Source organism: Gardnerella sp. Marseille-Q9691, from assembly GCF_046507715.1.
GTDB classification, from domain to species: domain Bacteria; phylum Actinomycetota; class Actinomycetes; order Actinomycetales; family Bifidobacteriaceae; genus Bifidobacterium; species Bifidobacterium greenwoodii.
Window position 1 is genome coordinate 807,145 of sequence record NZ_JBKFXI010000001.1, and the last position, 12,896, is coordinate 820,040.

Below are 12,896 nucleotides of genomic sequence, written 5' to 3' on the forward strand. Positions count from 1 at the left end.
TTTTACATTCACAAATAAATTCGCAAATAAACTTAAGAATAAACTTACGAATAAGCTTCTCGAAGTTACGTTTACGCTCTAGTTTGAGATCTAGCGGTCGCCATCTTTGCACGCTTTGAACGAATCATTGGCTCACCAGAGTAAATGTACAAGTCATCTACCAAAGATCTCATATTCTTCGCCTCTAGCATATGATCCTCGCGCTTCCAAGAAGCATCTTTTCTAAGACCGTGATAATCATAAAAACTTACATCACATGCCGAATCTGTGTGCAAATAGTAGCGATTTACGCCGTTATTTCTAAGCAAATGCATTGTATGCTTCCACAATCCTCCGCCAACACCGTGACCGCGAGCATCTGGAGATACAAGGAAAAGCTCCAATTCTGCTTGAGTTAAATTATTAATATGCGATTTGGCTTCAAGTTTTGTTTCCAAAGCGCGCATGCCATGAGCTTCTTCTAAAGCGCGAGCGTAATTTTTGTCTGTCTTCGCTTTCATAAAAGAATCCTGCTCTAAAAGCATTTGACTTACTTCTGGGAACAAAACTGGAGCGTCGAAAACGCGTGCCAAAAGCAGACCCATAAACTTTCCGTCGAGTTGTGCAATAGTACCGTGAGTTGAAGGCTTCAAATAGTGCAATACGCAGCGGCGAGAAAGGCTTAATGAGGCATCTTTCCCAACTTCTTTAGAAATACCCCAGGTACGTTCGTATTCTTTTACGATTGCGTCAATATCGCTAAGTTTTACAGGACGGAACTCTACGTTCATAATTCTGATTCTTCCTTACTTCATACTCAAATCGATGTTGTGCGTATGCCCGCCCACACACACTGCACGAGGAATCTGCACGTTTTCGAAGTGATGCACGATGCGTTTCAATCGCGGCGCAAAATCTGGCACAGCAAACAAAAATTGCAGCAAATAAGTTGCGGCAAAATGATTGCAATAGCAACATTTATGCGTCATCATCATCGAGGGAAATTAACGTGCCAGAGTGTAACTCGGCAAGGATTTCATCTTTTGTTTTTGCTTCGGCATGAATTTCACGTTCACATTCATCCGCTATATTTACATAGTAAAGGGTGGCGTCGATAGCCTCGAGTGGAGCGTTCGTCATAAGCGAAAGAAGAAGACGATACCAGTCGAGCTGACCGAGTTTTAACGCAATATCTTGCGGATCAGTTGGCTTACGACCAGTTTTCCAATCAACTACTGTATACAATTTACTTGAATCTTCCGGGTCTAAACCACCTGCAAATATTGCGTCAATTTTGCCATTAATAATTTGATCACCTAATTCTGGCACGTGCGCAACAATCGGCTGTTCTGCTGCTATAGGTCGACGATAAGCCCATTTTGAAGTAGCTAAACGTTTTTCCCAAATTAATAATTTGTATTCGTCTGATTTTTCGGCTTGCGTAGTTTTTTCGGCTTGCGCAGTTTTTTCGATTTGCGCAAGTTTTTCAGAAATATTTTCAACAACATCATCTTGAGTAGAATTTTTATTCAAGCAACCCGCATTTACAAACTGCTCCGCCCAAGCATGGAATCTCGTACCCAAATCAGATGCAGGAGAAGCAGTCCGCGGAATAGGACGAATAATTGCCATCCACTCACTTCGCAAACGATTAGCTTCTTTCGCTTCGAAAGAGTTGTTATTTTCGTCAGCATTTTGATTAAATACTGCCCTGCGCTGCACAGCCGTAACATTTACATTTTCAACTTTTGAAAGCTGATCCGCCCTCTTTTTAAGCGCAACCGTATTGTGATACCAATCAATTTTCGGCATCAAATCTGCATCCTGCAGCAAAGCTTCTGCCCTAGAAAGTAGCGAATTTTCGTCAAGCTTGTCACTTTCGCAAGACTTGTCAACTTCGCAAGACTTGTCAACTGCACCAATCTCAGCAATTTCAGAATATTCAGCAGACTTATTAAGCGCATCTCGCACATATTCACTCGACGCACTCGGCCAAGCTAATGGCTGCTTGTTGCTTTCGCTAGGAATTTCGCTAGGCTCGCTAAATAATTCAGCAAACTTAGAAGCAGAGTCGCCAGCCGCATAACCAACTTCATCTAAATCAACTTTTACTTCGGAAACAGATCCGCAAGATTCTTGCATTTCTTTAAATACTTCATTCCAAAAAACAGAAGGCTTTTTTGAGCGCGAAGATGAAGTATTGGAAGCAGAACCAGCAGCAGAACCAGCAGCACCAGCAGCGTTTGCTGCACCATCTTCACTACCTTCCCCATTAACATCCGCCGTCATAGCACTAGACTGACTGCACGTAAGCAAAGCCGCAAATTTCGCTCGCGTCAACGCCACATACATAAGATGCCTCTCATCAACGTGCAAAGCTCGTCCACGCTCCTCTACTTGCGAAAGAGGAAGAGTTCCGGTTTTCATTGCAGCATCGTAAATTTGACGCGCTTCTACAGGAATTGCTCCTTCTGGAACATCTTCACGCTCATAGAATTTTTCGGCTAAATCAAGCATTGCTTGCGCGCGAGAACCGTAGATTTCCGCATCGATTTTTTCAACTGTTCCCATATTTTTCAAGGATTCTTGCGGATTCATACTAACACTCAAATCTGCATTGTGAGGAAATCGCGGCAAAATATCCGCATCGACTCTAATTGGCACAGGCACTTTTGATGCGATTTCAAGAGTTGCGTACGCGCTTTCAAAATACACGCCATCCTGCTTGGTTTGCTTTACGCGCAAACCATCTCCCTGACTACTTGGGAAAGCACCTTCGTTAAGCCCCACTATTGCAACAGCAGGCCATTCCAAACCCTTCGACTGGTGAATCGTCATCAAAACCACGTCTGCAGGCTCGTCAACTGAAGCAGGCTGATCGTCAATTTTGTCAATATTTTGAATCCAAGCAATAAATCCGCGCAAAGTAGGCTGCGTAAAATCACTCATTTCTTGCAAATACGCGTCAGCAAGCGAAGAAATTGCGTCAAGCGTGCTGTGCATATCGTTAAGAAGCGTTGAATTACTTGAATTTTCATTCATAAGCGCACGCGAAACAGCCACATCAATATCAATATTTAACGCTTCAACAGCAGTACGAACAACATCATGCAAGCTTCCAGATTGAGCACGCTCCACAGCGTCAAGAACTTTGCCTGCGCGAAGAATTGCTGCATTTGCTTTACTACTCAGCTTATTTTTAAGATGATTAAGCGTGTCTTTCGTAGAATTTTTTGCAAATACAGTAGAATTAAAGGCTTCAAGAAGAACATCCGCAATAAACACTCCACCGTGAACACTATTAGTTTGAGCGCCTTTAGACTGCTGTTCGCGCACAAGCTTCGCCCAAGATGCGCGCGGAGCTTTAGAATCCACTAAACCTGCTTGAGCCAAAGCGTTGAAAACATACTCAACGTTTTCATCGGTTGCAGCATTAGCTAAAGCCTCTAAATCGTCAGTACTGAGCGCAAATCGAGGCGTTGCAAGAAGTCGCATTAGCGCGGAAGTATTCGTGTGATCTGCAACAGCAGAAAGAAGCGCAAGAACGTCTTTTACTTCTGGTTTTTCAAGAAGAGCGCAATAACCAACAGTTAAAGTGCGCAAACCTGCTTTTTGCAAGGCTTCTTCATATATTGCAATATTGGTTTTGCTGCGAAATAGCACAGCAACTCTCGCTTGTAAATCAGAAGAGCGAATATTGTCGTTTTGCGCTAAAGCATTTTGTTTTACATATTTTACGAAGCGCACAACTGCTTCAATTTCTTGATATTGCGTAGGCATATTTAGCACGCTAACGCTGCCTTGCGGAGCATTTTCAAGATATTGAAGATTTTTGACTTCTACTTCCGAAGTCAACGAACTACTTTTGCGAAGAGACGGCACACGCAATGGTTTTGTAATAGCATTTGCCGCCTGCAAAATAAGCTTAGAATTGCGGCGCGTTTGAGTAAGAGAAAACTCGCTTGATTGGTCAATATTAAGCGCTTGCTGAAGTTTTCTAAAAGCACCCGAGCTTGCTCCTCTAAATGAGTAAATTGCTTGGAAAGGATCTCCAACTGCAGCAATATGTGTTTGCTGATTAACGAAAGAATCTCCAACTGAAGTATTCTCGCAACTATCATTACTCTCACTACTCTTACCGATTGCTACGCTTGAGTTATGGAACAGCGTTGCAATCAGCATTGCCTGCGTTGTGGAAGTATCCTGATACTCGTCCAACAAAACTTGACTGTACTGTCTTCGATATTGCGCCGCAATAGACGGAAAATGCGTTACCAAACGGTATGCAGCAATCGTAAAATCGCTAAATTGAGCCATATTTGCGCTACGTTTTGCAGAATCAAAAGATAGAACTAAGTCGAGCAAAGCAGCACGCTTTTTAGCGGCTTCAAATAATTTATTGCAAGAATCATAACACGTATTTTTTAGCGTAATATTTAAGTATTCAGCGTATTCTTTTCCGTAATTTTCGCATTTTTTGAAATATTTTTCGTCTGATTCTGTTTTTGCGCGACGCAATTTAACAGCGCTCGGCTTTTTGGCAACAATCTTAGTAGTTTCAGCTGAACTCAGCGCTTTTTGCAAATGTTCAATCCACGCGTTATTCCAATTTTGAATTTCTAAAACAGCTGAAGAAGTGCTGTCTAAAGACTCACCCCTACTATTTAGACCAATCATCGAGCAGGAAATATCTGCGGCGAGCGCAAGAACGTCATCAACAAGAGCATCAAATTTGTACAATTTCACAATTTCCGGATGCTTATCAACATACTCGTTTACTAGAGGCTTAATTAGTTCGCGCGCGCCAGCATCGCTAAGAGGCTGCGTATTGTGATCAAAACCAACTAGCAAACCATATTGGCGCACAATTGACTGAAAGAATGCGTCATAAGTCATTACTTCTGGCTTCAAAAATGCGTTTGAATATGACGCATTCACGCTGCTTTGTTTACCTACGTTCGCATGTTGACTTACAGCTTGCGCAACTCTTGCCAACAATTCCGACGCAGCTTTATTCGTAAACGTAAGTCCTAAAATGCTTTCTGGAGCAACACCACGGTCAATAAGATCAATAACACGACGTGTCATAGTATAGGTTTTTCCGCTGCCAGCTCCAGCAACAATAATCATATTCTTGTTTGCGGGCGCTGTAATTGCTGCAGACTGTTCTGCACTATCCGTGTTTTTGCGAGGAGATTTTGCGCGAATGGCATCTTCGCGAAAATCTTTTTCGTGCAAAGATTTGTTATTCATTTCATCAATCATGATTGACGCACCTCGTATACGGTATCTATGCGACCTGCGCAAGCTGGGCAGACTTGTTTTGCACGGCAATATTTCAAATGCTGCGAAGTTGGATGCGCAATAATTTGCTTAGATCGAACTGCAGCAGCCGCGTAGAAAACGCGCGAAATCATAGTAAGAGACCATTTTGCAGTTTCACTTAAACACCGGAATGACTGCCAGGCTTGCTCAGTTACACCTTTCGGGCATGTTTTCATAATTTCTTCCAACTGCGGGCAATCCAGCAATCTTGCCATATTTTTGAATCCAGCTCGACTTTCAAGCGGCTTATTGTTCAAAGCGTCAGCAATGCAAAGAGGCGGTTGATACAAGTTTTCTGCAACGCTGTGGTCTTGAGCCGGGTAATCGTTGTCAACTACGTGAAATAGCACACTTCTTGCAATTGTTGGCGCATTAGAGTCGGAAATAAGTGGATTTTCGTCTGCAAAAAGCAAAGCAAGCTGGTAGCAAACTAACTGCAAATCATTAAAAACTCCTGTTGAAGGAGGAACTTTTCCGGTTTTATAGTCAAGTAAGCGAATATTTTCTGAACCGTCCGCATTTTTTCGCTTTTCAAGTCGATCAATTCTGCCGTGAATATGCAATTGCAAATCTTCGCACGCACCATCCGGCCAACCGCCTACCAATGCTCCCATCAACTCGTAACAGTCGCGAACAGAAACGGTTTGCAGATTTGAAGCCTTAAAAGTATTGTTCAGCACGCGCGCAATGTCATCAAAACCAAAATGAGCGCTTGTTGGCATCTCACAGCAGGCTTCTAAAAGACTTCCAATGCTACTGTCTAAAGATTTTTCGCTTGGCGTAAGAGATTCAACAACGCCATCATCTGACTTTTTTGCGTCAAAATTATAAGTTTCCTGACTAAAAGATGTAACGAAATATTGTGCAATCGTATGAAGAGCACGACTTATATTAGATTGCCTAGAAAGCGCAGAATATCGCTCTTTTGCATCTCGAATATCGGCAAGTTCGGGAGCAATACTTTCGTAATACTCTTCCATGCGATTTGCAATTTCGTTTATGCGGCTCACTTGCGCAGAATACTGGGAATACTGGGAATCATCTACAGAAACTTCTTTAGATTCAACTTCCTTAACAGGCGATTCTTCAAGCACAGTGTCCATAAAATCGTAGTGCTTATTTTCACTAGCCCACCTTGCAGTTTCGTGAATTAACGTACCAAAATACGTTGCAGCACTTCCTGGCTGAGGACCTGCAAGTTGACGATTCAGTAATCCACACACCGGGCAAGCCCATAAACTGTCTACAGCAGAAGGAGACAAGCTCACCACAGTGCTGTTAGCTTTAGTAGAAATATTTTCTACAGAAGAATTTTCTACAGAAGAATTTTCTGTAATTTCGCTCATAAAATCCCATTGACTGCAATCAGCGCAATCAACTCCAGAGTCTCGCAATAATCGCAATGCTTTAGCAGCGTCTAAAACTCCGCTATTTTCATTCGCATTATCACAATTATTCTTACTGGCAGCATCTCGCACAAGTTTTGCACGCGCGGCACAAACCAATCCGCGAACATCCATATCTAAGCCTGCGAAAGGAATTTTAAAATCGGTAAAAGGCGTGCGTGAATTTTCGTTATTGTAGTAGCGTTCAGGCAAATAATAGTAAAGAAAATCGCTTGGAACAGCACTATCGCTGTACTGCGCGCTAATATACAAACTTTCAGTAGCACGAGTAATAGATAGCAAAAAGCTACGCTGCTCGCCAGCAAAAACAGAGGATTTATCGTTTGCTGCAAGAAGATTTGCAGATATAAATAGAGGCGATTTAGATAATTTATTAGTAGCATTCGCATTAAACTGCTGACTCATAGCTCGCTGCTTGGAATCCAACATAATACTTGCCAAACTTTCCGCGCCGAACATTGTGCTGCGAGAAGCAAGATTTGGCCACACACGCTGCTGCAAAGTTGGCATCCAAACAAGCGGCCAATGCTTTCCTGCAGCACCTGCAGGAGTTGTAAGCGTTACAGCATCTGGCACAGGAGCGACTCGAGCTAAAGAATCTGCCTCAATTTCCATGCCACGAACCTGCGCTATAAAATCGCTAATATCAGCTGGAAGTGCAGAATTTTCGTCGTCAAAATCTAATGAAACGCTGCTATTTTGCAAATCTGCTTCAAAACCGTAACTTTTCTCATCGCTGTACGAAGAAACGTAGTCAAAAAGACGCATTGCAGCATCTAGGCGATCGTTTGCCCTATAGCCTTCACGATTGTGCTGCAAAGCCGTGCGCTGCCAACGTTCAGCAACATTGCAAACATTCCACGCTTCACCAAGAGCATATTTAGCGTTGCGTAAATCTGGGCGAGAGGCAAATTTCAAAGCCAAAGTTTGCACATTTTTCCAGATTTTTACAAAGGCTGCAACATTAGGATTTCGAGGAGCCATATTTTGCAAAATACTTAGCACTGTTGAATCAGACTGCTGGGAATCAGTATTGCAATGTGCTACATCTGCAAAACAAAGAAGATAGCATGCCTCTAGCGAAAGAGCACTCATATCTTCGTTAATATCGTCATCTAAATTGATAACTAAATTAACATTAGAATCACCATTAGAGCTGTTATTAGAGGCGTTATTCAGATTACTCCTAAATTCATCCCACGAATCCTTAAGCTTTCTTAAAGGAATATTTTGATTGCTAAGCGAATTATTTTCGTCTTTTTGCTCATCTAAAACCGCAGACAGAGAAGCCAAAGATCGCATAAGCGACTCAACATTTTTAAGCTGCGAAGGAGTTTCAAACTCGCAATCACCATAAGAATGATTGTTATAGTCGCGAGTGACATAGTCGCGAGAGCTACGAACTATTGACGCAAGAGGACTTTCCATAATGCACTTAACGCGAGATTGCAGCCAAAATGCTATATTTTTTAAACTTTTGCCGCGCTGAATTTTATACGAAATGCAAGATACAAGATTCCCAGAAATGCAATGTTGAGCAAACTGAGCAAGCTCAATAAGCGCAAACAATCCTTGCACGAACGGCTCGTCCTTTAACGGTCGAGTTACTAGTGAATAACGCACTGGAACACCGTCCGCGCGAAGCTGCTCACCAAAAAGACGAACGGTGGAATTATCGTGCGCAATAAGCGCCATATCGCTCCACTTGCGATGATTTTTTACATGAGCGTGCTTCATTTGCCAAATAACAGAATCTAATTCTTCACGCTGTGAACGATAAAGTGCAGTATTTACTGTTCCATCTTCATCTAACCGTAAATATTTTTGCGCATTTTGAGAATTCTGAAGATTTTGAGGTTGATTTTGAGTATTCTCTTGATTCTGCGCTTGAGGCTGATCTGTAAGCTGATCAGTAAGCTGATTCAACGGCTGCAATGGAAAAGCACCAACAAAAGCCGGCATTTTCCAAGGTCGATTTGGAAGCGCAACCGCAGTACTTAACTGCGAAGTCAAGGAAAGAGAGACGCGAGCAGCAAGCAAATCACGCATTGAAGGCGCTGAAATCTGATTTGAAGAAGAATCGGAAGTTAGCGCGGAAGAAACAGAAGAATCGGAAGAAATCGCATATTCCAGAGTTTGCTCAGCTGCATTAAACACACGCAAAGCAACCGAAATTGCATAATCCGGGTACGCTCCCCTAAATGTTTGAACGGACTCGTCCGGGTTGGCAATCAAAACCAAACGCGTCCCAAGATTCAGCAAAGTTTCCACAAAACTCAAGCCGGCAAGAGTAATATCCTGATAATCGTCAACAACAAGAAGAGCTGGGATTTCTGAAGAATTTACGTTAGACGCTTCACCAAGCAAGCGAGCAGCTTTTGAACCTTCAACCAAAAGCTCAGAAGCATCCAAACGGAACGACCCTTTATAAGTGTCTGCAAGCATTTTGCGATACTCAGATCTAAGCGCAAAAACAAGACGCCACTGCGTGCTGCGACGGTCAGTCAGAAGAGAAGTTGGCAAAATATTTTCAGATTCTGCGGTAGATTTTGCAAAATCAAGAGAATCTAAAACAGACTGTTCGTCGGAAGAATCGTTAATTCCAAGCTCATCCAAACGTGCAAGCATATCTCTGAGCTGATGCATAAATGCGTTGCTAGTTTCAACATTACTATCTTCGTCGTTGCCGGTTTCAACGTTGCTGGTTTCAATGTTTCTGGTTTCAACGTTGCCGCCTGAGTCTTTAGAATTTAGCGAAGAATCAGAATCATTTCCAACGCCAGTTAAAGGCGAAACCCAAAGCGGAGTCCCAAAATAATCCTGAAAAAGCTGGCAAACATCGCAATCACCATTATCTCCCCTAAAAACATGCTCAATATGCTCGCGAACAACTTTGCGAAGAAGAGCATCCTGCTCAGCGCCATTAAGAAGCTTAGGATTAGGCTTATGCTGCAACTTACAATTGGCTGAAATAATACGAAAAGCAAGCGATTCCAACGTTCCAACCGGACGCGACTGCTCACTTACTCCAATAGAACGAATAATAATATTGTCAATGCTTGCAGCCAAATTTCTGTTTTGCACTGCCATTGCTGTTATGCTATGAGGCCAGCGCTGGTATCCCGCAATTGTTGCACGCACAGCAAACTGCGTTTTTCCAGTATTTGGAGCGCCATAAACTAGCAGCGTACTGGTCAAATTCCCAGCACAATTGCGTAACGTGCCATCAAATAGCGCTTGTAATGCAGAATCCTCACACATACGCTCAATTCTACCAATTGGGCAATAGTGGCGCTCAAGTTTTGACTAATTTTGCAAAACAGCTCGAGCGCGCGCATCCTTCAACGCAAGAAATACGCGGCCAACACCAATAAAAATAAGCGTAAACACAACAAGCAAATAAGCAACTCCAACGCCTAAAGTAGTGGCGTTAAAAGTCTGAGGAGCAAAACCAAACCAGCCTGCAGGAGCACCATAATTAAGGAAATTGTAAGGCGCACGCATTGCGTGAACACCCCAACGAACACCCGCAAACTCGCTAAGCATTGCAGCATAAGCAACATAAGCTAAAGGCGGAATAGTAGCAAAATAAATGTGTGCGCTGGTTGAACGGAAGCGATAGTCAAAAAGTATAAAATCTACGATTGCAAGAAGCGGTGCGATTGCGTGAACGCAAAGACTACTACAACCGTTGCTCATATACGCACCAACAAAACCTAGCTTATTCGTAGGAGCTAAGAAGCAAAGATAAAGCGTAAATGTTACTGCAATGGCGATTGTCATCATGAATTTAAAAATGTACCAAGCGTTGGATTTTGAGTCGAACCATGCGAAAGATTCTGCAGAATCTGGCTGCGCAGCTGAATCTACAGAATTGCGAGCGCGCATAAAAGAGGTAGTGTCTAGCACAAGAGAACCAGCCAAAGCTACACAAATCATAAGATTAGAAAGATTTGTAAAGTAAGTAAAAGTCATAAGACCTTGCCACGAAGCTGCCATTCCGTAAACGGACGCGATTATTGCGATTGCTCGAATTGCAGTGCGCGTGGCGTATTCACGCACATCGAGAGGATTGGCAGCAGCTGTGGTTTGTTGCTCTAGAATGGAGTTGTTTGCCATGTTGACTCGCTTTCGTAACGTATGTCGATTAGGTAATTTATAGCCTACTTACTTACCATATTTATGTTTACACTACCGTAAAGCGAAAATCTGTAGAAGAAGTTGCAAAAATACGGCGAGATTTTTGTAGATACGTGCAAAGCGCGCGGCGACGCTCCAAACGCGAGAAAAGTTCCCCACATTTGGAGCAAAACGCCACGCCAAACTCTCCAAACGCGAGAAAAGTTCCCCACATTTGGAGCAAAACGCCAGGCCAAACTCTCCAAACACGCGAAAAGTCGCGCACGTTTGGATCACGAGCTTAGAACCTAGCACGCACGTAACCAGCAAAAGCAAGTAAGTCACGAACAAAAGATATAGTCGAAGGATGGTTCGGAGTGCGCAATCGCCGCAAAATCGCGGGCGGCGCTGAGATTACATCCGTAGGACCTGATCTAGATAGTGCTAGCGAAGGGAAACATTATGACAATAGATAACGCTGCAGAAGCAAACAACAGCTCGCAAAAAACTTACGCATCTACTACTGAGTCAGCTGCAACAGCAACAAAAGTAGACACACTATTTTCCGTGCGTGCGCGACGTCGAATGTTCCTTAACGACGTTCGCCAATGCATCGAACGCGTACGCGCACAGCAGCCTCTTACACACTGCATAACGAACGTAATCGTACAAGACATAACCGCAAACGCACTGCTTGCAGCAGGCGCCTCGCCAATTATGGTCACAGATCCGGAAGAAGCGCACGCACTCGCACAAATTGCCTCCGGCGTGCTAATAAACGTAGGCACGTTCCATCAGCCTGAAACTTCCGAGTACATGCGCGCAGCCGTTGAAGGTTGCGAAAAAGCAGATACCCCATGGGTTCTTGACCCGGTTGGAATTGGCGTGCCGGCACTTGCTCCACGCACTCGCTTTATACACGAAATTATTAAGCACCACCCTACTGTAATTCGCGCAAACGCTTCCGAAATCATGGCTCTTGCCGGCAAAGAAAGCAACGGAAAAGGCGTAGATTCTCACGATAACGTAAACGATGCTCTTCAAGCCGCGCGCGAACTAGCAAAAAAGTATGGATCAGTAGTGGCTATTTCCGGCGAAAAAGATGCGATTTACGGCCACGGATGTTTAGCTCGCGTAACAGGCGGTCACAAAGCTATGACCAAAGTAGTTGGAACCGGTTGCGCTTTGGGCGCGATAGTTGCAGCATACGTTGGTGCAAACCCAGAACGTCCGCTCGCAGCAACTGTTGCAGCGCACGTGCATGCAGCCGCCGCTGGAACTTGGGCAGCTCGCCAAACCACAGCTCCCGGAACTTTCCGAACGCTGTGGATGGACGCGCTTTCAACTCTTAGCGTAAACGACATGTTTAGTTTGACAAATATTGAGTTCACTGTTGAGCCTGTGGATTGGACACTGTATTTGGTAACGGATCCACGCATGGGGAACCGTCCGGAAGAAGAAGTGGCTGTGGAGTCGGTTGAAGGCGGAGTTACGGTTGTGCAATTGCGCGATAAGTATTCCGACGATGATGAGATTTCAGCAAAGGCGAAGAAGTTGCGTCATGCGCTTATTGATTCCGGCCACGGCGACGTGCCTGTGTTCATAGACGATCATGTTGATTGCGCGGCTAAGCTTGGTTTCAACTTGCACGTTGGGCAAAAAGATACTCCGTTTGTTGAGGCGCGAAAGGCGATGCCGGCTGAGTGGATGGTTGGTCTTTCTTGCGCGCGGCCTGATTTGATGGAGAAAGCTTACCTAGAGTGCAAAGAAAACGACGTTCCACTGCCGGATGTGATTGGCATAGGTGCCGCTTTCGAGACGCATACCAAGGCTCACGACGTGCCTCCGCTTGGAGTTGAAGGCGTGAACGAAGTTGCGAAAGTTGCGCACTCTATGGGCGTAAAAACATTGGCAATTGGCGGAATCCATGAGAATACGGTATTCCCTATTCGCGATCTTGAGCTTGACGGAGTTTGCACTGTATCGGCACTTATGTGCGCTGAGGACGCTGGCAAAGTCGCGCGCGAGCTTAAAAGCGTGATTACTAAATAATTACTTAGTGATTAC

5 protein-coding genes and 1 riboswitch are annotated in these 12,896 nt (G+C 44.0%); of the genes, 1 reads left to right on the top strand and 4 read right to left on the bottom strand.

Annotated elements, in window-relative coordinates:
- Positions 1–71: 71 nt before the first annotated feature.
- The 4 genes from ACLD6A_RS03220 to ACLD6A_RS03235 all read right to left on the bottom strand — a co-directional run bounded on the left by ACLD6A_RS03220 (position 72) and on the right by ACLD6A_RS03235 (position 10,829).
- The gene (locus ACLD6A_RS03220; RefSeq protein ID WP_375169305.1) at positions 72–770 is read right to left on the bottom strand and encodes a GNAT family N-acetyltransferase; all 699 of its coding nucleotides are present in this window, start codon (positions 768–770) and stop codon (positions 72–74) included.
- A 187-nt stretch (positions 771–957) separates the two neighbouring features.
- Entirely contained in the window at positions 958–5,244 is a 4,287-nt protein-coding gene (locus ACLD6A_RS03225) for an ATP-dependent DNA helicase (protein WP_410313565.1), read from the bottom strand.
- Positions 5,241–9,971 carry a PD-(D/E)XK nuclease family protein gene (locus ACLD6A_RS03230; protein ID WP_375169303.1) on the bottom strand — a complete coding sequence of 1,577 codons (4,731 nt, stop codon included), beginning with the start codon at positions 9,969–9,971 and terminating at the stop codon, positions 5,241–5,243. The genes ACLD6A_RS03225 and ACLD6A_RS03230 overlap by 4 nt, the downstream gene beginning before the upstream one ends.
- A gap of 45 nt (positions 9,972–10,016) precedes the next feature.
- Complete coding sequence (locus ACLD6A_RS03235; RefSeq protein ID WP_375169302.1) at positions 10,017–10,829, bottom strand: hypothetical protein; 813 nt, start codon at positions 10,827–10,829, stop codon at positions 10,017–10,019.
- A 363-nt stretch (positions 10,830–11,192) separates the two neighbouring features.
- A riboswitch (TPP riboswitch) is annotated at positions 11,193–11,302 on the top strand.
- A 112-nt stretch (positions 11,303–11,414) separates the two neighbouring features.
- On the opposite strand from ACLD6A_RS03235, the gene thiM reads away from it, so the two are divergent.
- Positions 11,415–12,881, top strand: coding sequence for a hydroxyethylthiazole kinase (gene thiM, locus ACLD6A_RS03240; RefSeq protein ID WP_375169551.1), 1,467 nt, complete (start codon positions 11,415–11,417; stop codon positions 12,879–12,881).
- Positions 12,882–12,896 lie beyond the last annotated feature (15 nt).